The organism is Paenibacillus planticolens (assembly GCF_013141725.1).
Classification (GTDB): Bacteria; Bacillota; Bacilli; order Paenibacillales; family NBRC-103111; genus Paenibacillus_E; species Paenibacillus_E planticolens.
On the sequence record NZ_WHNZ01000015.1, the window covers coordinates 299,033 to 320,453 of the forward strand.

Sequence of the window (21,421 nt, forward strand, 5' to 3'; positions counted from 1 at the left end):
TCAGAGGTGTCATATAATGAGTTTGTGAAACAATGTTAATTATTAATTTTTCTTTATTTCAACAATCTAATAAGGAGGAGCTAATAACTAGGAATTGTAAGCGCTGTAATTTATGAAAGCTTCAAGGTTTTGCATGACGGATTTAACTGACAAATAGAGAGGGGCATTAACGAAATGAGTATGAAGAAAAAAAGCTGGGTTATGTCTATGGCGAGCGTTGTTATGATTTCATTGTTTGTGACAGCATGTGGAGGCAATACAACTAGCAATACGGCTTCAACTGCGGCACCGGCAGCAGACAAATCAGCGGCAACACCGGCAGCAGCGGGCAAAAAAAGCAGTTTAACCGTCGGAATGGTAACCGATATCGGTGGCGTTAACGACAACTCCTTTAACCAAAGTGCTTGGGAAGGACTTAAATCATTCGAAAGCCAATCAGGCGGCAAGGTTGATTACCTGCAAAGCCAAAGCGATGCTGATTATGTAACAAACTTGAATCAGTTCGTTAAGAACAAACGCAGTTTGATCTGGGGTATCGGCTTCATGATGGGTGATGCGATGAAGCAGGTAGCAGATGCTAATAAAGATTCGAAATTCGCTATTATTGATGCCGTAGTAGATGCGCCAAACGTTGAATCCGTAACGTTTAAAGAAAATGAAGGATCTTACCTGGTAGGGGTTGTTGCCGGCTTAATGACGAAAACGAACAAAATCGGATTCGTCGGCGGTGCGGAAATTCCGGTTATCAAACGCTTTGAACTAGGTTTTGTTGCTGGTGTGAAAGCGGTTAATCCGAATGCGAAGGTTGTTATTAACTACACAGGCGCATTCAATGCACCTGACCAAGGTAAAGCGGCTGCTGCAACGATCTACAACGATGGCGCGGACATCATTTTCCATGCTGCCGGATCTACAGGCGATGGCGTGTTTAACGAAGCTATCGAGCGTAAGAAAAAGAATAAAGACATCTGGGTTATCGGCGTAGACAAAGATCAATCCACAACGTTTGGTAATGATGTAACATTGACATCCATGATGAAACGAGTGAATGAAGCGGTCATTCGAGTATCTACGGATCTGGATAAAAACAATTTCCAAGGCGGTAAAGTTCAAGATCTAGGTCTTGCTGAAAATGGTGTTGGCCTGCCAGAGAAAAATCCGAATATCCCTGCGGATATTTTGAAGAAAGTTCATGAGTATGAAGTGAAAATCGTTAACAAAGAAATTACAGTCCCTACGGCAAAATAATCAGTTCTTATCTCCTGACAAGGCTAGTTGTATTCCTAAACTAGCCTTGTCACTCACAATAAAGTAAGCAAATGAAATGGGTGATATTCATATGCGGAAAGATCAAACTGTTGTTGAGATGCGCGGTATAACGAAGAGATTTCCCGGCATTGTAGCCAACGACTCTATCAGTTTCCAAGTGAAAAAGGGGGAAATTCATGCACTGCTTGGCGAGAACGGTGCAGGAAAGTCAACCTTGATGAACATCCTTTTCGGGCTCTATGAGCCTGATGAAGGCGAGATCTTGATTAATGAGCAGAAAGTAGATATTAAAGATCCGAAAAAAGCGATTGAACTGGGAATCGGCATGATTCATCAGCATTTCATGCTCGTTGAACCCTATAGCGTCGTTCAGAATATCATTCTTGGCACGGAGCCTACCAAAGGCGTTACGATCGACTATGCCCAGGCTGTTCGCAAAGTCGAGGAATTGTCAGCCAAGTATGGTTTGCAAGTAGAACCGCATCAGCTGATCAAAGATATTTCAGTGGGCATGCAGCAGCGTGTGGAAATATTGAAAACGCTTTATCGCGGTGCTGACATTTTGATTTTCGATGAACCGACAGCGGTATTAACCCCTCAAGAAATCAAAGAATTGATGGAAATCATGCGCAGCTTGGTGAATGAGGGCAAGACGATCATTCTTATCACACATAAGCTGAAAGAAATTATGGCTGTCTGCAGTGGAGTGACCATCATTCGTCGAGGGAAAGTCATCGACAGTGTAACGGTGAAGGACACAACGCCAGATGAGTTGGCTGCAAAAATGGTAGGACGGAAAGTAAGCTTTTCCGTTGAGAAACAGGATGCGAATCCAAGCGATTCATTCTTGAAGTTATCGAATGTCCAAGCCTTGGATAACCGGGGAATTTTGGCCTTAAAAAACTTATCCTTTGAGCTTAAAAAGGGAGAAATTCTGGGGATTGCCGGCGTAGAAGGCAATGGACAGAGAGAATTAATTGAAGTCATAACCGGATTAAGACGTGTGGAATCCGGAGAAATTCTAATTAAAGACAAGCCGATTCATAACTTAAAGCCGCGTCAAATTTCGGAATCGAAGGTTGGCTACATCCCAGAAGATCGTCACAAAACGGGTCTTGTGCTTGATTTTACGGTAAGTGAAAACATGGTGCTCAAAAACTATTTTTACCCTGAATACAATAAAAACCTGTTTCTTAACTATGACAAAATCAATCATCATGCAGTAGATCTGATCTCCGAGTATGATGTGCGCACACCTAGTGAAACAACGCCAGCAAGAGCGCTTTCAGGAGGTAATCAGCAAAAAGTGATTATAGCTCGGGAAGTCGATAGCGATCCCGATTTATTAATAGCTACGCAACCAACTCGGGGGCTTGATGTGGGAGCTATCGAGTTCATTCATAAAAAGCTGATTGAGCAAAGGGATAAAGGGAAAGCGGTACTGCTGTACTCGCTGGAGCTGGATGAAATTATGAATTTGTCGGATCGAATCGCTGTTATGTACGAGGGGCGCATTGTTGGTATTGTCGATCCGAAAAAGACAAGCGAGCAGGAGATCGGTTTAATGATGTCAGGCAGCAAATCGGGAGGAGAGGAGAGCGCATGAGCAGGGTCATCAAATGGTTGTTTAAAGAATCCTCGTTAATTTCTCTTATCTCCATTTTCCTAGGGTTACTTTTCGGAGCGGTCATTATGCTCATTGGAAATTACAATCCTATACAAGCGTATGGAGCCTTATTCAATAAGTCATTCGGAGACTTAAACAGTATCGGCGAAGTCATTCGTCAAATCACACCGCTGATCTTTACCGGATTGTCGGTAGCCTTTGCTTTCCGTACAGGTCTTTTCAACATCGGGGCTGAAGGACAATTCATCATGGGCGCGCTTGCTGCAAGTTTTGTCGGCATTCAGCTGCACCTGCCGTGGTACTTGCATATTCCTTTAGCGATCATCGCGGGAGGATTGCTCGGAGGCTTATGGGGATCTATCGCTGGTTATCTAAAAGCGGTACGCGGCGTACACGAAGTAATAACGACAATCATGCTGAACTGGATTGCTCTTTATTTATCTAATTTCTTCGTGAAAACGTTCTTGCTGGAAAAAGGGCAAATGAGATCGAAATTTGTCGATAAAAGTGCTTGGCTCTCTTCGCAAGGTTTGTCGGAAATGTTCGGAAATTCAAGAATTCATTATGGCATTGTCATTGCCCTTACATTGGCCGTTTTGTTTTATATCCTTCTATGGAAGACAAAACAAGGGTTCGAGTTGCGGGCCGTAGGATTTAATCCAGAAGCATCGCAATACGCCGGTATCAGCGTCAACAAAAATATCATAAAAGCGATGTTTATCAGTGGTATTTTTGCGGGAGTCGGCGGTGTGTGTGAAGTATTGGGCGTATTCCATTATCAATCGGTCAACACGGCATTCCCGGGATACGGCATGATGGGGATCGCTGTTGCATTAATCGGAAGAAATACACCGCTAGGCGCTATTCTGGGTGCAGTTCTCTTAGGGGTTCTAACCTTTGGAGCATCGGGCATGAAGTTCGGCGCAGGCGTACCGGAAGAATTGGTGAACATTGTCATCGCGCTCATTATATTCTTCGTTGCTGCCAGCGGCATCGTAAAGTGGCTGTTGAAGTTATTTGCAAAAAGAAATAAGGAAGTGAGTAACCGTGCAAATCCTACAATTAGCAAGTGAATTGACGCACACAACCATCGTCTTTGCGACTGCACTGATTTTTGCTTCCCTCGGAGGCTTGTTTTCCGAAAGAGCAGGCGTCGTGAATATCGCTTTGGAAGGTATGATGACGGTGGGGGCGTTCACCGCAGCTATCGTAACTTATTTTGCAGAAACGCAGTGGGGCGGCGGAGCATTGTCGCCATGGATTGGCTTTCTGGCTGCCATTATTGTAGGAACGCTGTTCTCTCTGCCTCATGCGGTTGCTTCCGTAACCTTCAAAGCGGAGCAAGTCGTCAGCGGCGTAGCGCTCAACTTCTTGGCTATAGGGCTCACGATCTACCTGTGCAAGGTGCTGCTGAATGGTTCTGCGCAAACGCCTACGCTAAAGCATGTTTTCTCTAAGTGGGATATTCCTTGGTTCTCTAAGATTCCATATCTGGGCCATGCGCTCTTTAGCGCTTATCCAACCAGCTACCTGGCTTTTATTCTCATCGCAATTGCAGCCTTCGTTCTTTATAAAACGCCATTCGGTTTGCGGCTTCGTGCCGTAGGCGAGCATCCCAAAGCAGCTGACTCGCTTGCGATCAATGTATCCAGAATGCGTTACATGGCCGTTATGGCGAGCGGAGCGCTAGCCGCGATGGGCGGTGCGGTAGTTACACTGACAACGACGAGCAATTTCTCGCACAATACCATATCCGGTCAAGGTTATATTGCACTGGCAGCATTGATTTTTGGAAAATGGAGACCAATATCCGGATTGTTCGCCGCCTTGTTCTTCGGGGTTGCTTCCGCACTCAAATCCGTTTTCCAAGTATATGGGATTACAGACTACATTCCTGTCGATTTCATTTATATTTTCCCTTATGCGTTAACGATTCTAATCCTTGCAGGATTCGTCGGTCGAGCGGTTGCTCCGGCAGCCCTTGGGAAACCATATGAAAAAGGACAGAGGTGAATGAGCTTATGTACGATGAGTTAATCGAAGCGGCAAGGGAAGCAAGATTAAAAGCCTATACACCGTACTCGGGTTTTAAAGTGGGAGCGGCGATTAGGACAAAGAGCGGCACGATCATCTCTGGCTGCAATGTGGAAAATGCGTCCTATGGATTATGCAACTGTGCGGAGAGAACGACACTCTTCAAAGCGTATTCGGAGGGTGTAACGGATTTCGAAGCTATGGCCGTTATTGCAGATTCCGAGGGTCCTGTCTCCCCTTGCGGAGCGTGCCGCCAAGTGATGTTGGAGTTGTGTGAAGGTTCGATGCCTGTTGTTTTAACCAATTTAAAAGATGACAGATATGAAACGACAGTGGATGGACTGCTTCCATTCGGATTCAAAATGCAGCAAGAATAAATCTCATAAGAATAGCAGGGGATTATCATGAAAGAAGTTATTCTCGCGTTTGCAGCGGGAGCATTTGTAGGTGTTGTATTTAAGTATGTTCGTCTTCCGTTGCCTGCCCCGCCCGTGTTTTCAGCTGTGATGGGTGTAATGGGCGTATATGTCGGAGGCAAGCTGGTAGAATGGCTGCATCGGGTTATTTCGTAAAATGATTGTCTTTTATACAAATTCTCCTTATAATTATATTGAAATTATGTTAAATAGTGATGAGCAATATTTCAGTATAATTGTAAGGGCGGAGACCTATGGGTGGAGAAAAACTGGATAAAATCATTGATGCAGCCAGAATGTACTATCAGTTGGATTATAGCCAACAGGACATTGCCAAGCATCTAGGGGTATCTCGCCCCACAGTCTCGAGGTTTTTGCAGCAAGCAAAAGCGGATGGCATTGTCCAAATCAAGATTATGGACCCCACGGAAAACAATGAGAATCTAGCATCTCAATTAGAAGAACAATTTAAGCTGCAGAAGGTCATTGTTGTGTCGGTTCCTCAGTACGAGGAGTCCATCGTCAAGAAATATTTGGGCGAGGCTGCGGCGGAATTTTTGTATGAAGTCGTGAAAGACGGAGATACCATTGCGACTTCTTGGGGAACAACACTATATGAAGTAGCCGTTAGACTGCAGAACAAGCATGTGAAAGATGTGGCTGTTGTTCAGCTGAACGGCGGTGTCAGCTATTCGGAGTATAATACGTACGCTTCAGAGATTATTCATCTTTTCGGCGGGGCGTATAACACAAATCCACATCTCTTGCCGCTGCCGGCTATAGTCGATCATACCGTTGTTAAGCAGGCTATAGAGGCTGACCGGCATATTCGTAAAATTCTTGATATGGGCAAGCGAGCCAATATTGCGGTGTTCACGGTGGGGGTTCCCACGGAAGACTCTGTTTTGATGAAAGCTAATTATTTCTCCACTTCGGATTTGGAAGTTATTCATGAGAAGGGCGTTGGAGATATATGTTCCAGATTCATTGATCTGGAGGGCGGAATTTGCAGCGAAGAGTTGGACCGCCGCACGATCGGCATCGATTTGGTTGAGTTGAGAAAGAAGGAAAGGTCAGTCCTCGTCGCCGGTGGCGTGAAGAAAGTGGATGCGATTTACGGCGCTATTCGTGGGAAATATACCAATACGCTGATTACCGATCAATTTACGGCCAAGTACTTGCTTGAATATAAGGCCTGATTGGAGAAAGTATCATGACGGAAGAAGAATTGGCCGAGATGATCGGTCAGATGGTGAAAGATACCTTGGAACAAATGAATTCGCAACCCCGTATTCCTATCGGTGTATCCAATCGGCATATTCACTTATCGCCGGAAGCCGTCGAGCGGCTGTTCGGTTCCAAGGATGCATTGACGCAAATGAAAGAATTGTCTCAACCTGGACAATTCGCATGCAACGAAACGGTCACATTAATAGGACCGAAAGGTACGATTGAACGCGTTCGCATTCTTGGTCCGGCACGGGGTGAAACCCAGGTCGAAATCTCGCTGTTTGATGGCTTCACCTTGGGAGTAAACCCGCCGATTCGCGATTCGGGGGATATCGAGGGTACGCCCGGCATCGTCATTCAGGGACCCAGAGGACAGCTGACGATAAGCAAAGGAGTCATTGCCGCCGCTCGTCATATCCATATGCATACTTCCGATGCTGCTCTGTTCGGAGTGAGCAATGGAGATCGCGTCAAGATCCAGATTGAGGGTCCACGCGGTATGATCTTGGACAATGTTCTGATCCGGGTATCCGAGAAATACCGTTTGGAAATGCATATCGATCTTGACGAGGCGAATGCGGGCCATATAAAAAATGGCCAAACCGGTATACTACTCAAGTAAGTTGTGAAGGAGAGAAACCATGAGCTTAGAGGAAACGGTTTCCAGAATCGTTCGCGAAGTCGTGACTGAGCTTCTTCTAAAGAAAGAAAAGCCTGCTGCTGCGGCCGTTCGCAATTCCGTTATGATCGTTGTCGCGGACGAACGCCATGCTGCGGAAGTGAAGCAGTTGATCTCTGACATTTCGGCAAGCGCCCGGGTTATCGTTGCTTACTGCGGGGATGCGCCGCTACCCGTATATGAATCGGCACCCGATTCTAACTATGAGCAAATTGTATTAACCGGAAGCGACAGATCGCGTTGGTCCGAAGCTGTCCAGCAAGCGGACATCGTGGTGCTTCCCGTCCTTTCGATCGGTACGCTCGTCAAAATTGCTTCATTAATCGATGATGAACCGTCGTCCGGCGTTATTGTGAATGCCCTGGTCAGCGGCAAAGAAGCTGTTGTATCCAGCAGTTACGTGCTCCCGACAGGGGGCGATAAACTGTCTGTTCCACCAGCTATCCAAGACGCTGTTTCCGATCATTTGCAGCTCCTTAGCAAGTACGGGGTTCATGTTGTGTATATGAAGCATTTGGCTGTCAAGGTGACGAAGCTCAGTCTAACGCCGCGCAGCGCCAAAAGGCCGCTCATTCATGCGAAGCATGTGAGAGACTGGGTAAATGAAGGTGAAACGGAAATCTCCCTTTCTGCTAATGTGCTTATGACGCCGCTCGCGAAAGAAGAGGCGAAATTGCTCGGACTTACATGGCGTCAAAGTCAGGAGGGGAATAAATGAACATTTGCCGGGTTATTGGCACGGTAGTTTCCACAACCAAAGATGAAAAACTTGTCGGCAAGAAGCTGTTGATTGTTGAGCCGGTCGATATGGTTACGCAAGCGACGGATGGCAAGCCTTTTGTCGCTATCGATACTGTGCATGCGGGCAAAGGCGAAATTGTCATGACGGTAAGCGGAAGTTCGGCCAGACAAACGAAAATTACGCAAGGCGTGCCGGTAGATGCTACGATCATCGCCATTGTCGATACCGTTGAGCTGCACGGCGAGATCACATTCAGTAAAAATGAAATGAGGTGAATGAATTGAGTATTTCTGAAGCAGATATTAGGGCGATCATTGCGCAAGTTATCAGTAATCTGCAGAATGAAACGGCCGCTCCGGCTCCAGAAGCCGCTCATGCCGCTTATGAGCACGGAGTGTTCGCAACAGTCGATGAAGCAGTCGATGCTGCAAGCCTTGCGTTCAGGAAATTCGCCATGCTATCCCTTGCTCAGAGGGAAACCATTATCCGCAAAATGCGGGAAACCAGTCTTGCTCATGCAGCGGAATTGGCGGAGATGGCAGTCAAGGAAACCGGTCTCGGAAGAGTGCAAGATAAGCTTGCCAAAAACAAGCTTGCCGCGGAAAAGACGCCTGGCATCGAAGATTTATTTACACAATCATTCAGCGGTGACAATGGTTTGACCTTGCTCGAATGCTCGCCATTCGGCGTTATAGGCTCAATTACACCGACAACTAATCCTGCCGCGACGATTATTAACAATAGTATCTCGATGGTAACGGCAGGCAATGCAGTCGTGTACAACCCGCATCCAAGTGCCAAGAAAGTTTCCATCAAGGCCATGCAGCTGTTAAACCAAGCGATTGTTGACGCAGGCGGTCCGGAGAACATGCTCACCAGCGTTCTGCTGCCTACGCTCGATACGAGCGAACAATTGATGAAGCATCCGAACATTCAGGCGTTGGTCGTAACCGGCGGCGGAGCTGTCGTGAAAGCAGCGCTTACTTCTGGCAAGAAGGTGATCGCGGCGGGTCCGGGGAATCCCCCAGTTGTCGTCGACGAAAGCGCAGATTTAAGCCAAGCAGGCAGAGATATCGTGCTGGGAGCCAGCTTCGATAATAATGTTCTATGTACAGCGGAGAAGGAAGTTTTCGTCGTTGAATCCGTGGCAAACGGTCTAAAAGCGGAGATGCTCAAGAACGGTGCCTATGAGTTAAAAGGATACCAGTTAACGAAGCTGCTCGACGTTATTTTGACGAAACATCCTGAAAAGGAGAAATATTTCCCCAACAAAGACTATGTAGGGAAAGACGCCAGCCACATTTTGCAAGCTATTGGTATTCAAGCAGATGCATCTATCAAACTCATTATCGCTGAGACACCGGAGAATCATCCGCTTGTGTATACCGAAATGCTAATGCCGGTTCTGCCGATTGTACGTGTTCCCAATGTGGATACGGCGATACAATACGCTGTCAAAGCTGAAAAGGGAAATCGTCATACGGCGATCATGCATTCGCAGAATATCACGAATTTGTCGAAAATGGCGAAGGCGCTTCAGGCTACGATTTTTGTCAAAAACGGTCCGTCTTATGCCGGTCTCGGCTTCGGCGGCGAAGGGTTTACGACATTAACGATCGCCGGTCCTACTGGCGAAGGATTAACCTCCGCACGCACGTTCACTAGAAAACGCAGATCTGTGCAAGTGGCTAAGGAGACATAGAGGATGGCAAGAGCCGTAACATCTCGAAGAACTATCCAAAGTGCCGTAAGTGCCGTAAGTAATCCAGCACAACCCATAAACCAACAAAACCAACATACAGGAGGAATAACGAATATGAAAGAAGCATTAGGCATGATCGAAACTAAAGGACTTGTAGGGGCAATTGAAGCTGCGGACGCTATGGTGAAAGCTGCAAACGTAACGCTGATCGGTAAAACACTTACAGGCGGAGGACTTGTTGCAGTTATGGTACGCGGCGACGTAGGAGCAGTTAAAGCAGCTACAGAAGCAGGCTCCGAAGCTGCACGCAGAGTAGGGGAAGTTGTTTCCGTACACGTAATTCCTAGACCGCACAACGATGTGGAAATCGTTCTGCCGCAATCCAAGTCGGAGTAGTCGTAATCCATGGATAGCGCCCTAGAGAAGCATATAAGACAAGTTGTGCAGCAGGTCCTATCCTCCCTTCAGCTGACAGATATCGAGGAGCAGCCGTCCATTGGACGCAGCAAGCCATTAATCGTTGCCAACTGGAAAATGAACATGACCTTGCAGGAAGCAAGAGAGTTTTTCAGTGGGCTGACAGATGCTCCTTACGAGCATTGTGAAGCTGTCATCTGTCCGCCTGCCCCGCTGCTTTATCCGCTTAAGGAGCTCATGCAGCAAGCCGGGATTTCCTTAGGTGCACAAAATCTCCATGAGAAGCCCAAAGGGGCTCACACGGGAGAAGTGCATGGTGAATTGTTGTTCGAATTAGGCTGCAGTCATGTTATCATAGGCCATTCCGAGCGCAGAGCAGCCGGAGAAACGGATGAGCAGGTAGCTGCGAAGGTGCATCAAGCCATTGGGAATTCCATGATTCCCATTGTGTGTGTTGGCGAAACGCAGCTCCAGCGCGAGCTTGGTCTGACAAAAGAAGTCATTCGCACGCAAGTTGAATCTGCGCTCGCCGGAGTGACGGAGGAGCGCAGTCCCTTCATCATTGCATATGAGCCTGTATGGGCGATTGGGACCGGTAAAACGGCTCAACCTTCGGATGCTCAGGACATTCATCGAGAAATCAGACAGATGCTTGCCGAGAAAAAAAGTATTGGTTTTGCAAACAGGGTTCCGATCTTGTACGGTGGTTCGGTAAGTGCGAGCAACATCCAGGAGCTTTGTGCCAGAGAAGATATTGACGGGGCTCTCGTTGGAGGAGCCAGTCTGCAAGCACACTCTTTTGAAGCCATTCTGAAGGCGCTTAGGTAAGGAGTCGAACATAGATGAAAACAGTCGCTATCGGTTGTGACCATGGTGGTTTGGAATTAAAGGAAGATATCAAAGCGTACCTGACAGAGCTCGGGTACCCGATCATAGATTTTGGCTGCTACGATAAACAGGCGGTTGATTATCCGGATGTTGCCTTTCTCGTAGCGGAAGCTACGGCAACTAACGACAATTACGTTGGTATTATGATCGACGGAGTTGGGATCGGCAGTACGATGACCGCGAACAAAGTGCCTGGCATCCGCTGTGCGCTATGCTGGGATTTATCAACGGTTATCAACAGTCGTGATCACAATAATGCAAATATGCTCGCTATCGGCGGTCAGTTTATCGGTAAAGGGCTGGCCAGACAGATGGTTAAAACATGGCTCGATACCCCGTTTTCAGGCGGAAGGCATGACAAACGGGTGACCAAAATCATGGAAGTCGAGAGTCGCTTCCTAAAAAGATTCAGGTAGGGGATTATCAATGTTCTTGGGAAAAGTAATCGGTACCGTTGTTTGCACGCAAAAAGATGAGAGTCTGACCGGACTCAAGCTGTTGATCGTCCAGCCTATGAAGGATGAGCATACGAAGACGGGAAAAGCAATGGTTGTTATCGATACCCATGGAGCAGCCGGTTATGATGATCTGGTTTATTTGGCAAAAAGCAGAGACTCATCCTTACCGCTTGGTTTGGATTTGGTCGCGACAGATGCAGGGATTATGGGGATTGTTGAAAACTATAACGTGATTAAACATGGAGGTGCTCATTCATGAGTAGTGCATTGGGAATGATCGAAACAAAAGGTATCGTAGGTTCTATCGAAGCTTTGGATGCAATGGTTAAGGCGGCAAATGTATCGGTAGTGGGCAAAGTACTGGTTGGCGGCGGCATTGTCACTGTATTGGTAAGAGGAGACGTTGGAGCAGTTAAAGCGGCAACGGATGCAGGAGCAGAAGCGGCTCAACGCGTTGGGGAACTGCTTTCCGTTCATGTCATTCCAAGACCTCATAGCGATGTGGAGAAACTTTTACCGAAATCGGGCGAGTAATTCATGAAAATGTGCAAAGTGCTCGGCAACATCGTCGCTACGATCAAAACAAAAAGTCATCACGGATTGAAACTTATGGTTGTCCAATCCGTAGATGAAAGAGGTGAACCTTACTCTGATCCGTTTATCGCTGTGGATTGCGCGCAAGCCGGAGTTGGCGACATCGTTTTGGTCGTAGAGGAGGGCGGTTCCGCGCGCGAAGTCATGAAGCGGCCTGAAGGGGCTGTAGATGCGGTTATCGTAGGGATTATCGACGATCTAAATAAATAGAGAAAAAATGAAGCGGAGGAGAACGATTGTGGAAGTGGAGAAGCTTATAGAACAAATTACACAAAAAGTGCTTGCACAAGTTAGCAATCAGCAAATCACGAAGGAAACGGTCGGCGTTAAAGTTGCTGAAGGTACGCGGTCCGGATCTTCTTTTTCACAAAAAGCGCCATTCATTACAGGGCCTGAAATTGCCCGTAAAATTGACCATACTTTGTTGAAACCAGATGCGACAAAAGATGAAATTATTAAGGTGTGCAGCGAAGCTAAGCAATATAATTTTGCAACCGTATGTATCAATCCTTATTGGGTGCCGCTCGCAGCGAAGGAACTGGCTGGATCTAAAGTCGGTATTACGACAGTTGTCGGTTTCCCATTGGGAGCGACAACAACCTTCTCCAAAATGGCCGAAACCCGGGATGCAATTGCAAACGGAGCAACGGAAATTGACATGGTTATGAACATCGGCGCCCTCAAATCAGGCGATCTGAACACGGTGAAGAAGGATATTGAAGGTGTCGTTCTAGCCGCTAACGGACAGGCTATCGTTAAAGTCATTTTGGAAACCGGCCTGTTATCGGATGAAGAAAAGGTGAAGGCATGCTCCATTTGTAAAATGGCTGGAGCCGACTTCGTAAAAACTTCGACTGGTTTCGGCCACGGGGGAGCAACGGTTGAAGACATCGCTTTGATGAGAAATACCGTAGGCCCGGAGATGGGTGTGAAAGCATCCGGTGGCGTCAGAGATATTGATACGGCTCGTAAAATTATTGCTGCCGGCGCTACCCGCATTGGCGCAAGCTCCAGTGTCGCTTTAGTCACAGGCGGCAAAACCGAAGGTTACTAATTGCAACAAGCACTGATAGCATGGGGATTATCCATTGAGGATAATCTCTTTTTTTTGTACAGCTTAGAGAGAAGTCGTCCAGCAAAACATTGTATTGAGAAATATTAGTTAATTTTAATCTTTTTATCATGTGAAAATCATAGACTGTATTATAAGCTGAACTAGTTATCTTTTTCAATTTACTAGATAGCCAGGGAGTACTAGTTTGACTTCATTTGTTCGTATAGATTGAGAGAACGCTTATTATAGTGTGGTAGGATAAGGATATATTTTTCACTCGTCATCCGGTTTAGGCATTCGCCAAAAACCCATTTTTACAAAAGCACTTTTCCTATTGTTCGATCAGCTTTAGGTTGAAATTCGCCTATAAAGTGATCGAGGTCTTGGAAAAGTGTTTTTTTGTTTTGAGCATTCTTCACAACCCATATTCTTTTTAAGGAGCGATGATCATGTTTTCAGGATTTGATTGAACTTGCCGATCGGATTGAAGGAGAGACTTGAGCTTGAGAGAACCGCGCTGATGTTCGAGGATAGGAATTGGCAATCACCCGGATCGCATCTTGTTCGCATCAACTACTTGGCAAAGGGCCTCAGTCGATCTTTGGGTTCCTGAACCAACTATTGAATCCCTCGAGAATGCGCTTCGCAATCTAGGTGGAGGCATCATGGAGCCCTCAATAGAGGATTAGCTCGATAATTCCAAACCCGAAATACCTATTTATACGAGACCAACCGTCTATGCTAGGGAGCCAACCTTAAGCGGTGGGTTTTCGCTTGTTTAGTTTCCATTTAATCTATCTCTAAGAAATTACACATAAGTAGCAACTTATTTCTTGGAATATCAGTCAAATATAGTATAAAGTTCAAATTTTATGCGAGGGGGATGACTATGAAATCATTTGGGTCCTAGACTGCTTGTTGCTTGTGGAGGCCCAAGTCGGCAGATACCTTTTGATTAGGTTTTGCTTACCGTCAAATCATCATACCGGTCAGGAGGACAAAATGAAAATTCAAAGTGGCGTACTATCTTTTATTGCTGCATGTGTAATATTGAGCGGTTGCAGCTCTGCAAAGACGAGCAAAGTGGAGCAACCACCCCCTGTTAATTCGACAACTAATGGAAAAGTTGAAGAAACAAAAACGAAGCCCATTGAGCGAGGTCCGGGGCCATTAACCAAAGAGAATACATCCATTGCAGGCATCCATATTGGAGATACACAGGAAAAGGTAAAGTCGTTTCTTGGGGAACCGAGCAAAGTTAGCCAGGTCCATTCGACACCCGAAGTTGAATGGTTTTATGAAAAGGAGAATATGGGAGTACGTTTTTATCGTACAGGTGAGAAGGAACCGCTAGGCGGGGTTGAAAGTATCATAGTGCACAACCCTTCAACTATTAAAACAAATAAGAACGTCGGTATCGGGGACTCGGTAGATAAATTGCTTCAAATTTATGAGAAAGTAGAGACAGAAGATGATAAAAATAAGCCCACAAGCTACTGGGTAACAGGCAGTACGTATACAGAAAGTGTGTATCATCCATTCCTGATGTTTCGAGTTGATGAAAAAAATGTAATCCAAGATATTGAATTTTCAAATTATTTAATAAACCCAGATAAAACCAAATAAAAAAGGAGGGGATTAGTCCCCTCCTTCTACCTTATGGGAGAAGTGCTTCTTTGGCAGCCCAGCCGGAGCTGTTAAGAACTGCATTCAACCGCTGACCCGGATAGTAATCATTGTAAGGCGATCTGTTTCTAATATAGTGACCTGCATTCCATGCTGTGGAGCCAAACATTTCATTTGCGGCATATGTTGCTGTTAAGATTGTTCCACCAGATTGAGATTTACCACCAAATGCTACACTTGTTACATTGATATAGTCACCATCGTCGGTTTTTACAGAAGAAGCAGTTAAACCTCCGGTAAAACCATTGTTGTATGCATTTTTGACATTATTAAGTTGTCCGAAGATATTACTGTAGGACGTACTTTCACCATTGTAACGACGGTTAAAGAGAGTCACAAAAGCTTGAGCCCCATCTTCCAATGTATCAAAGGCAGGAAAATTCCCACAATATCCTGCCGGAGTGTATCCTTCAGTACCAATGAGATTGCCTGGATTATTATAGGGGATTCCCCACTCCTGATACCATACCCCAAGCAGGAACGACCTCGATACCTCAAGGGCCGGCACGCAAATGTTCGCATAATACAGGTAATTATTCCAAAAATTATCGTAATTCGGTTTTACGCCAGAGCAACTCCAACTCATTTATAATCCCCTCCAATTAGTAGGTAAACTTATCATTTTTTTTGGGTCATCAAAAACCCAAGGCTTGCGTATGTCAACTATTAGTCGTTCATCGGGGATTTTAATACCGTAGTATTTTTCGACTACCTCCCCGATTTCCTTCGGATTGTACCCCTCAATAATATGTCCACCTATGACGAATGCGGGAACGACGGTAAGTTTGAAGAGTTTGAATTCTCGCCGCGCTTCAGGATCATGAACAATATTTCTTACAACGTGAGGTACGGCAAAGTCTACAAAGAGAGAAAGTGCCTGATTTGCAATTGGGGAGAGATCATCTTTAAAGATCTCTACTAGGTACCCATTCCAGGAGGACGTCATCTATAAGGCTCTCCTAATGTTATATAATGGGTAGGTTACTTAGGGGATGAAAGCCCCAAGTGGATTCATCCCCTGAACCACCGTGAAGCCTTAAGTATAACCTACACTCTAAAAGTGCTTTTCTGACTTTAAAAATCAACCTCAAATATCGCTTGTTAAAAATTAGATAACTCTTTATTTGAGATGAGATTCACGTTTTTTGGTTGAGCCTATTTGCGAGATTGTGTTCGAAATAGCCAATCAACCTTTGCGGCTTCAACAGCTTCAAGCTGAGTTTCCTGAGCAGTGACAGGCTGCATCCGAATGAAGAAGGTTTTAAGCGAATTTCAGCGATGGCGATTCCCTTTCTTGAGCGCATTTAACCTGTAGGAGCTGACATTTGTGTCGGTTCCCTTTTTTTTATATAGTGGGCGAAGCTTACCGATAGTTTTTTTGCGGCGCCGGCCCGGTTTCAAAGCCATTGGGGGGAGGTAGGGAACTACAGGTAGCTATTTTGCCCAAAATAGTCATTTGAGCGAGAAAGGGGAAACTAGAGTCCGCTATTCCCCATTCTGGACGTCTATTTGGACGATTGAGTTGAAATAAGGTCCTGTAGTTCCCCGCCAACACCTGAATCTCCACCTTTCTTGTAAATAAGGAATGAGGTTCCCTCACATGGTGCAGAGCCTCAATGCGGTAATTAGGGAAGAAAATAGCCCGGAATGGATGAAATTGGAGCTTGCGTATTAATTTTATTGAAAATGATTCTCAAAATCATTGACAATGCTTTTCATCGACTATACACTAAAAGAAATCATGTTTGGATTGTATATCACTTAACCACTAAGAGATTTCGTTCATTATATAGCGAGGAAGGATTGATGACCGATGCACGCCATCGAGGCTCAGCATTTAACGTTAACTTACGGAGATACCAGCATCTATGAAGATTTGGATATCGCCATCCCGAAAGGGAAGATCACGGTGTTTATCGGCAGCAACGGCTGCGGTAAATCAACGCTGCTTCGTTCGCTGGCCAGACTGCTGAAGCCCACGAATGGCAGCATCTTGTTAGACGGACAAGAAATCGCCAAGCTTCCGACGAAGGAAATTGCGAAGCGGTTGTCCATTCTGCCTCAAGGTCCTGTAGCTCCGGAAGGATTGACTGTGCTCCAGCTTGTCAAACAAGGCAGATATCCGTATCAGAGCTGGCTTCAACAGTGGTCCGCCGAAGATGAAGAGATGGTAACGAAAGCGCTGAAAGCGACGAATATGCAGCAATATGCGGATCGTTCCGTCGACTCTTTATCCGGGGGACAGAGACAGCGCGCATGGATTGCCATGACGTTGGCACAGGGGACGGATACGATTCTGCTGGACGAACCGACAACCTATCTGGATATGTCCCACCAAATTGAAGTGCTGGATTTATTGTTTGAGTTGAATGCCAAGCAGCAGCGAAGTATCGTAATGGTCCTTCATGACATCAACCTTGCTTGTCGTTATGCGCATCACATTGTGGCTATTCATAACAAGAAGATCGCCATCCAAGGGAAGCCGGAAGATATCATCACCGAGGAGACGATTCAAACCGTATTTCAAATGGACTGCCAAATTATTCAAGATCCGCTGTTCGGGACTCCGCTTTGTATCCCTTTCGGCAAAGGCAGGAAGGTTAGCCAACAGAAGCAAGCCTACGGCAGCGTAGAAGCTGCTGCAGTACTTGTCTAAGATTTTACAAGCAGCCAATATCCTCTATGTACGCTTTAAGCGTATGTGGGGGTTTTTATTTTGCGGATCGATGGCGCACTTGAATGAGAGAGCTGTACTCTTGGGAAAATAAGGACAAGACAAAAGACCTTGTCATTAACGAAAGCGCCTCATACAATAGAAGTATACTGCAATAACTTCATAAGATTGGGGAACTTCAGAATGCGCTTTAAAGATGTGTTTTCCATCATCGGACCTTCCATGATAGGTCCGTCCAGCTCGCATACGGCAGGAGCCGTCCGTTTGGGACGCGTTGTCAGACAACTGCTCGGCGAGCAGCCGGCGAAAGCCGAAATTACGTTATACGGTTCATTTGCGGATACATACCGGGGACATGGCACCGACTTGGCGCTCATTGGCGGCTTGCTCGATTTTGAAACGGATGATCCGCGGATTCCGGATGCAGCCGAAGAGGCCCAAACTCGCGGGGTGGAGATAGCGTTTCTTACGAGTAAAGATAAGGCGGATCATCCGAATACCGTTAAATTCCATCTTTCTTCAGGCTCAAAAGAAGTGACAATGACCGGGGCTTCCATCGGTGGAGGCAACGTTGAGATTGTAAATGTGAATCATTTTGATGTAAAATTTACGGCTGTGTATCCTACTCTAATTATTTCCCATCATGACCGTCCGGGGATGATTGCTGACATCACAACCCTGCTTGGACGAAATGAAATCAATATCGGCTTTATGGATTTGGACCGGAAAGGCCGGGACCGGGATGCGATGACCGTCATTGAAACGGACGTTCCCATTCCGGATGCGCTTTTGGGGGAGCTTAACGCTTTAAGCATGATATCGGATATTAAAAGAGTGGATCTCACAGAAAGAGGCGAATAGAAATGAGATTCCGGACATTAAAACAACTAACAGAGGTATGCGCCGCAGAGGGAATGACCATTGCGGAAGTCATGCTGGCGGATCAAAGCCAAGAATCGGGCAAGTCGCCCGAATACGTGTTTGAAAAAATGCGGGCTTACTATCAAATTATGAAAGAAGCCGTGGCGAAAGGACTGACGGAAGATACCACCTCCCGCAGCGGGCTGACAGGGAAGGACGCTCAGCGCGTAGCCAGCTATATGACGACGACAGAAGCTTCCTTAGGGGAGGAAGCTTGTAAAGCGATGGCCTATGCGCTTGCCGTATCCGAAGTGAACGCTTCCATGGGGCGTATTATTGCCACGCCGACCGCGGGTTCCTGCGGCATTATTCCCGGAGTGTTCATCAGCAGTCAGCAGCGCTTCGGCTGGGATGACGATCACATGGTGAGAGGCTTACTAAGCGCCGGTGCCATCGGCTACGTCATCGCTAATAATTCTTTCGTCTCCGGCGCGGAGGGCGGCTGCCAAGCGGAAGTCGGCTCCGCCATCGGGATGGCGGCGGGAGCGCTCGTGGAGCTTCGCGGCGGCACCCCGGAGCAGGCGATGCATGCGGTAGGACTTGCGCTGAAGAACACGCTAGGGCTCATTTGCGACCCGGTCGGCGGGTTGGTCGAAATTCCCTGCATTGTTCGCAATGGCTTCGGAGCGGTGAACGCAATGGCCGCAGCCGATATGGCGCTGGCCGGTGTTCGTTCCGTCATTCCATCCGACGAAGTCGTACAGGTGATGTACGAGGTAGGCACCGCGATGCCGGAAAAACACAGGGAAACTGCCAAAGGCGGGTTAGCCCAGACACCAACGGGCCGGCAAATTATGAAAGAGCTCAATTTGGGCAAGAAGCGATAGAGGTAAGTTGAAGGAAGTTTGAACGCTACTATGAATACAAGGGAGAAGTAGTCTGGAAGACGGTGTACGAAAGGTGAAGTATGCCTTATGCCACATAGCAAAAAATGTAATTGAAAGGATGATTAACGATCTCACCGGCGTCAAGAAACGAAAAGTAGGGAAGAAAAAGAAGATACCGCAAAGCATAAGCAAGCACATGTTAGCCAAATAGATGATCAAGTATATTTGTTTGAACTGCGGGGAAGCGGAAAACATACCTCTTAGCGTAGTTGGAAACTTTACGAATACCAGATCTCAGACAGGTTAGAAAACAAAGAAGTGGAAGGCAGCTCAAAGTAGAACAGAAGAGGGACGGGTGTGAGGGTGGAAATGCGCTTTGCTGTGGGCCGCCTTTGAAATCGTGTATATACCGCATAATAAAATCAACAGCGGTTGGAACCCCACATCCATCCCTCCCACGGACAAAAGTATGGGTTTACACGCAAAAGGACCGTCAGGATGTTTTCCCCTGACGGTTTTTCTTATGTCCGAATTAGATGAATTTCAGCAAACAGACTGCCCATGTGTGCTATAATAAAATCTCATGTAAAACAAAAAAACTACCTCATTGGTAGTTTACTTTAAAGTAATGAAAGATTTCGCGCGCTCCCCCGGAGCGAACTACTCTCTGTTCTAAACCATCCCGCAATCCCTCGGAAAGAGAGATAAGTTTATATTCACATATTACCTGATAATATATTATTCGTCAATTCTAAGAGGTGTTATACTGTGGATCCAGTAAAAACGGAAGTAATAAAGATTTTCTTCGATGAAAGTGGAAAAAGAAAGAACAAGCCCAATTTAATGGGTGGACTTTCTATTCCAGCTATTGTTTACGAATCGGAAAAGTTCCAATTATGGAGTCTACGCTTACGGGATGGGGAAATTAATTTCCACTGGACAGGATATAACGGTTTTGCTCCATTACGAGAAGACATAAAATAATTGATGCAACTACTCGGCAAACATCGGAAAATGCTCAAGTTTAACGTAATCAATTATGATCACTCCATTTTGAGCAACAGGGCCGGTACGACTTCTTACATAGCCGATCGTGTCATTTATTCAAAGTTTCCCGAGCGGTTGATTTACGGGCTTCTTAGGCGCTATGGGAAAAATGCTTATATAGACGCACAAATTTGTATTGAGGATGCGCAAGAATATCGGGACCTGGAACTTAATGAAAATCTGAAGGAGCAACTCAATGTTCAGTCCCTTTATCGCGGGGAGCAGTTTATTGTTAGTAGCAGTTCGCTGATACCAAAAGGACAGGAAATTGGCATCGAACTCACAGACTTACTTCTCGGTTTCATCAGGACCATAATCTTGAATGAGCCAAACAGCAAATCGAAAGCGCTGCATGCAAAAAATACTTTGATCGTGGAGCTGCTAAAGGATTCCGAATTCATTTCATTTATGGAGAGTACCAGGTTATTTGAGTGGACACTAACAAGGGAACTGACGGAAATTAATTTCACCGACTATTTGCAGCTGTATTTATCTCAGCATCATGATCAATTCATTTAAACAAACAACCCCACCTCCTTGAGATGGGGGTTATTACTGATTATGAACTTAGGCTGAACCCTGAGCAATTGCACCCGCTGTTATGCTGGATGATACTGTCCAAATTGTTTCGAGTAAAGCGGAGAAAATCATTTTTTTGCTATTCATATTCGCATCCCCCTCAGTTTTTGTAAGAACTTTGAGACTAAAGAAACGAACCAGTGGGAGCAATACAAGAATAACGCCAGCACAGACAATCCAAGGACTCGAACCTTGAGAACCCAGCCTAAATCCACAATCATTTACATTATACTTCATTAAATTAAAAAGAAAAAAGGATTAAACGGTATTAGGCTAGATAGTTTGGAGCATGACTTCAGAAGGCCGTGAGCGCCAGCACTTGAGATGTCTTATTCAATTTCAACCAGTCAATGACGTATTTTAACATTACCAATGCTTCCGAGTGCATGTTTGGCCAGTTGTCTTATCAACGTAAAGCTCAACCCGTAGTCGGCTAAACTAGTTTTATTTTTTCGTGAAAGCTTATAGTTCATATAGTTGATGTGCTTCTTCTTCATTAATCGTAAGCCATCTTAATTTCATGACGAGATCAACAGGATCGACGACTCCGAACCCAAGTCTCTACTTCTCACGTGTC

Annotated in this window: 26 protein-coding genes; 24 read left to right on the top strand and 2 right to left on the bottom strand. The window is 45.9% G+C overall.

Going from position 1 to position 21,421, the window contains the following annotated elements:
• Positions 1-180: 180 nt before the first annotated feature.
• The 19 genes from GC097_RS07445 to GC097_RS07535 all read left to right on the top strand — a co-directional run bounded on the left by GC097_RS07445 (position 181) and on the right by GC097_RS07535 (position 14,736).
• The gene (locus GC097_RS07445) at positions 181-1,248 is read left to right on the top strand and encodes a BMP family lipoprotein (RefSeq protein WP_171682884.1); all 1,068 of its coding nucleotides are present in this window, start codon (positions 181-183) and stop codon (positions 1,246-1,248) included.
• A 91-nt stretch (positions 1,249-1,339) separates the two neighbouring features.
• Positions 1,340-2,875 (top strand): ABC transporter ATP-binding protein, encoded by a 1,536-nt coding sequence (locus GC097_RS07450; RefSeq protein ID WP_171682679.1) that lies wholly within the window; start codon positions 1,340-1,342, stop codon positions 2,873-2,875.
• The gene (locus GC097_RS07455; protein WP_171682680.1) at positions 2,872-3,969 is read left to right on the top strand and encodes an ABC transporter permease; all 1,098 of its coding nucleotides are present in this window, start codon (positions 2,872-2,874) and stop codon (positions 3,967-3,969) included. The genes GC097_RS07450 and GC097_RS07455 overlap by 4 nt, the downstream gene beginning before the upstream one ends.
• Positions 3,944-4,909 carry an ABC transporter permease gene (locus GC097_RS07460; protein ID WP_171682681.1) on the top strand — a complete coding sequence of 322 codons (966 nt, stop codon included), beginning with the start codon at positions 3,944-3,946 and terminating at the stop codon, positions 4,907-4,909. The genes GC097_RS07455 and GC097_RS07460 overlap by 26 nt, the downstream gene beginning before the upstream one ends.
• Before the next feature lie 8 nt (positions 4,910-4,917).
• Positions 4,918-5,307, top strand: coding sequence for a cytidine deaminase (locus GC097_RS07465; RefSeq protein WP_171682682.1), 390 nt, complete (start codon positions 4,918-4,920; stop codon positions 5,305-5,307).
• A gap of 27 nt (positions 5,308-5,334) precedes the next feature.
• Complete coding sequence (locus tag GC097_RS07470; protein WP_147950771.1) at positions 5,335-5,502, top strand: XapX domain-containing protein; 168 nt, start codon at positions 5,335-5,337, stop codon at positions 5,500-5,502.
• A gap of 98 nt (positions 5,503-5,600) precedes the next feature.
• The gene (gene deoR, locus GC097_RS07475) at positions 5,601-6,545 is read left to right on the top strand and encodes a DNA-binding transcriptional repressor DeoR (protein ID WP_171682683.1); all 945 of its coding nucleotides are present in this window, start codon (positions 5,601-5,603) and stop codon (positions 6,543-6,545) included.
• A 14-nt stretch (positions 6,546-6,559) separates the two neighbouring features.
• Complete coding sequence (pduL, locus tag GC097_RS07480) at positions 6,560-7,198, top strand: phosphate propanoyltransferase (RefSeq protein ID WP_171682684.1); 639 nt, start codon at positions 6,560-6,562, stop codon at positions 7,196-7,198.
• 19 nt (positions 7,199-7,217) lie between these two features.
• Positions 7,218-7,973, top strand: coding sequence for a hypothetical protein (locus GC097_RS07485; RefSeq protein WP_171682685.1), 756 nt, complete (start codon positions 7,218-7,220; stop codon positions 7,971-7,973).
• Positions 7,970-8,272, top strand: a complete 303-nt coding sequence (locus tag GC097_RS07490; protein WP_171682686.1) for a EutN/CcmL family microcompartment protein — start codon at positions 7,970-7,972, stop codon at positions 8,270-8,272. The genes GC097_RS07485 and GC097_RS07490 overlap by 4 nt, the downstream gene beginning before the upstream one ends.
• Positions 8,269-9,699, top strand: a complete 1,431-nt coding sequence (locus GC097_RS07495; RefSeq protein ID WP_446686394.1) for an aldehyde dehydrogenase family protein — start codon at positions 8,269-8,271, stop codon at positions 9,697-9,699. The genes GC097_RS07490 and GC097_RS07495 overlap by 4 nt, the downstream gene beginning before the upstream one ends.
• A 114-nt stretch (positions 9,700-9,813) precedes the next feature.
• Positions 9,814-10,095, top strand: coding sequence for a BMC domain-containing protein (locus GC097_RS07500; protein WP_171682688.1), 282 nt, complete (start codon positions 9,814-9,816; stop codon positions 10,093-10,095).
• 9 nt (positions 10,096-10,104) lie between these two features.
• Positions 10,105-10,944 (top strand): triose-phosphate isomerase, encoded by an 840-nt coding sequence (gene tpiA, locus GC097_RS07505; protein ID WP_171682689.1) that lies wholly within the window; start codon positions 10,105-10,107, stop codon positions 10,942-10,944.
• A 14-nt stretch (positions 10,945-10,958) separates the two neighbouring features.
• Positions 10,959-11,420 carry a ribose 5-phosphate isomerase B gene (rpiB, locus tag GC097_RS07510; RefSeq protein ID WP_171682690.1) on the top strand — a complete coding sequence of 154 codons (462 nt, stop codon included), beginning with the start codon at positions 10,959-10,961 and terminating at the stop codon, positions 11,418-11,420.
• 10 nt (positions 11,421-11,430) lie between these two features.
• On the top strand, positions 11,431-11,721 hold the full coding sequence (locus GC097_RS07515) for a EutN/CcmL family microcompartment protein (RefSeq protein ID WP_171682691.1): 291 nt from the start codon (positions 11,431-11,433) through the stop codon (positions 11,719-11,721).
• Entirely contained in the window at positions 11,718-11,996 is a 279-nt protein-coding gene (locus GC097_RS07520) for a BMC domain-containing protein (RefSeq protein WP_171682692.1), read from the top strand. Before GC097_RS07515 ends, GC097_RS07520 begins: the two co-directional genes overlap by 4 nt.
• A gap of 3 nt (positions 11,997-11,999) precedes the next feature.
• Positions 12,000-12,266, top strand: a complete 267-nt coding sequence (locus tag GC097_RS07525) for a EutN/CcmL family microcompartment protein (protein ID WP_171682693.1) — start codon at positions 12,000-12,002, stop codon at positions 12,264-12,266.
• Positions 12,267-12,453: 187 nt separating this feature from the next.
• The gene (deoC, locus tag GC097_RS07530) at positions 12,454-13,110 is read left to right on the top strand and encodes a deoxyribose-phosphate aldolase (RefSeq protein WP_312875632.1); all 657 of its coding nucleotides are present in this window, start codon (positions 12,454-12,456) and stop codon (positions 13,108-13,110) included.
• Between the two features lie 1,002 nt (positions 13,111-14,112).
• Positions 14,113-14,736: a hypothetical protein gene (locus GC097_RS07535; protein ID WP_171682695.1), complete on the top strand. Its 624-nt coding sequence runs from the start codon at positions 14,113-14,115 to the stop codon at positions 14,734-14,736.
• Positions 14,737-14,767: 31 nt separating this feature from the next.
• Here GC097_RS07535 and GC097_RS07540 read toward each other — a convergent pair whose 3' ends face one another.
• Together GC097_RS07540 and GC097_RS07545 are read right to left on the bottom strand one after the other, a co-directional pair.
• The gene (locus tag GC097_RS07540) at positions 14,768-15,382 is read right to left on the bottom strand and encodes a hypothetical protein (RefSeq protein ID WP_171682696.1); all 615 of its coding nucleotides are present in this window, start codon (positions 15,380-15,382) and stop codon (positions 14,768-14,770) included.
• Positions 15,383-15,742 carry a glutaredoxin family protein gene (locus GC097_RS07545; RefSeq protein WP_171682697.1) on the bottom strand — a complete coding sequence of 120 codons (360 nt, stop codon included), beginning with the start codon at positions 15,740-15,742 and terminating at the stop codon, positions 15,383-15,385.
• Between the two features lie 867 nt (positions 15,743-16,609).
• On the opposite strand from GC097_RS07545, the gene GC097_RS07550 reads away from it, so the two are divergent.
• The 5 genes from GC097_RS07550 to GC097_RS07570 all read left to right on the top strand — a co-directional run bounded on the left by GC097_RS07550 (position 16,610) and on the right by GC097_RS07570 (position 20,784).
• On the top strand, positions 16,610-17,452 hold the full coding sequence (locus GC097_RS07550) for an ABC transporter ATP-binding protein (RefSeq protein ID WP_171682698.1): 843 nt from the start codon (positions 16,610-16,612) through the stop codon (positions 17,450-17,452).
• A 201-nt stretch (positions 17,453-17,653) separates the two neighbouring features.
• On the top strand, positions 17,654-18,331 hold the full coding sequence (gene sdaAB / locus GC097_RS07555) for an L-serine ammonia-lyase, iron-sulfur-dependent subunit beta (protein ID WP_171682699.1): 678 nt from the start codon (positions 17,654-17,656) through the stop codon (positions 18,329-18,331).
• Positions 18,332-18,333: 2 nt separating this feature from the next.
• Positions 18,334-19,218, top strand: a complete 885-nt coding sequence (sdaAA, locus tag GC097_RS07560) for an L-serine ammonia-lyase, iron-sulfur-dependent, subunit alpha (RefSeq protein WP_171682700.1) — start codon at positions 18,334-18,336, stop codon at positions 19,216-19,218.
• Positions 19,219-19,986: 768 nt separating this feature from the next.
• On the top strand, positions 19,987-20,202 hold the full coding sequence (locus GC097_RS07565; RefSeq protein WP_171682701.1) for a hypothetical protein: 216 nt from the start codon (positions 19,987-19,989) through the stop codon (positions 20,200-20,202).
• Complete coding sequence (locus tag GC097_RS07570) at positions 20,203-20,784, top strand: hypothetical protein (RefSeq protein ID WP_171682702.1); 582 nt, start codon at positions 20,203-20,205, stop codon at positions 20,782-20,784.
• The last annotated feature ends 637 nt before the right edge of the window (positions 20,785-21,421 follow it).

What these genes read in the sequence shown, in the direction of transcription:
- GC097_RS07465 (WP_171682682.1), top strand. Translation starts at nt 4,918, where the DNA reads ATGTACGATGAGTTAATCGAAGCGGCAAGGGAAGCAAGATTAAAAGCC.
- GC097_RS07500 (WP_171682688.1), top strand. Translation starts at nt 9,814, where the DNA reads ATGAAAGAAGCATTAGGCATGATCGAAACTAAAGGACTTGTAGGGGCA.
- GC097_RS07450 (WP_171682679.1), top strand. Translation starts at nt 1,340, where the DNA reads ATGCGGAAAGATCAAACTGTTGTTGAGATGCGCGGTATAACGAAGAGA.
- GC097_RS07515 (WP_171682691.1), top strand. Translation starts at nt 11,431, where the DNA reads ATGTTCTTGGGAAAAGTAATCGGTACCGTTGTTTGCACGCAAAAAGAT.
- tpiA (WP_171682689.1), top strand. Translation starts at nt 10,105, where the DNA reads ATGGATAGCGCCCTAGAGAAGCATATAAGACAAGTTGTGCAGCAGGTC.
- GC097_RS07470 (WP_147950771.1), top strand. Translation starts at nt 5,335, where the DNA reads ATGAAAGAAGTTATTCTCGCGTTTGCAGCGGGAGCATTTGTAGGTGTT.
- GC097_RS07520 (WP_171682692.1), top strand. Translation starts at nt 11,718, where the DNA reads ATGAGTAGTGCATTGGGAATGATCGAAACAAAAGGTATCGTAGGTTCT.
- rpiB (WP_171682690.1), top strand. Translation starts at nt 10,959, where the DNA reads ATGAAAACAGTCGCTATCGGTTGTGACCATGGTGGTTTGGAATTAAAG.
- GC097_RS07455 (WP_171682680.1), top strand. Translation starts at nt 2,872, where the DNA reads ATGAGCAGGGTCATCAAATGGTTGTTTAAAGAATCCTCGTTAATTTCT.
- pduL (WP_171682684.1), top strand. Translation starts at nt 6,560, where the DNA reads ATGACGGAAGAAGAATTGGCCGAGATGATCGGTCAGATGGTGAAAGAT.
- sdaAB (WP_171682699.1), top strand. Translation starts at nt 17,654, where the DNA reads ATGCGCTTTAAAGATGTGTTTTCCATCATCGGACCTTCCATGATAGGT.
- GC097_RS07545 (WP_171682697.1), bottom strand. Translation starts at nt 15,742, where the DNA reads ATGACGTCCTCCTGGAATGGGTACCTAGTAGAGATCTTTAAAGATGAT.
- GC097_RS07550 (WP_171682698.1), top strand. Translation starts at nt 16,610, where the DNA reads ATGCACGCCATCGAGGCTCAGCATTTAACGTTAACTTACGGAGATACC.
- GC097_RS07490 (WP_171682686.1), top strand. Translation starts at nt 7,970, where the DNA reads ATGAACATTTGCCGGGTTATTGGCACGGTAGTTTCCACAACCAAAGAT.
- GC097_RS07445 (WP_171682884.1), top strand. Translation starts at nt 181, where the DNA reads ATGAAGAAAAAAAGCTGGGTTATGTCTATGGCGAGCGTTGTTATGATT.
- GC097_RS07540 (WP_171682696.1), bottom strand. Translation starts at nt 15,382, where the DNA reads ATGAGTTGGAGTTGCTCTGGCGTAAAACCGAATTACGATAATTTTTGG.
- GC097_RS07485 (WP_171682685.1), top strand. Translation starts at nt 7,218, where the DNA reads ATGAGCTTAGAGGAAACGGTTTCCAGAATCGTTCGCGAAGTCGTGACT.
- sdaAA (WP_171682700.1), top strand. Translation starts at nt 18,334, where the DNA reads ATGAGATTCCGGACATTAAAACAACTAACAGAGGTATGCGCCGCAGAG.
- deoR (WP_171682683.1), top strand. Translation starts at nt 5,601, where the DNA reads ATGGGTGGAGAAAAACTGGATAAAATCATTGATGCAGCCAGAATGTAC.
- GC097_RS07525 (WP_171682693.1), top strand. Translation starts at nt 12,000, where the DNA reads ATGAAAATGTGCAAAGTGCTCGGCAACATCGTCGCTACGATCAAAACA.
- GC097_RS07535 (WP_171682695.1), top strand. Translation starts at nt 14,113, where the DNA reads ATGAAAATTCAAAGTGGCGTACTATCTTTTATTGCTGCATGTGTAATA.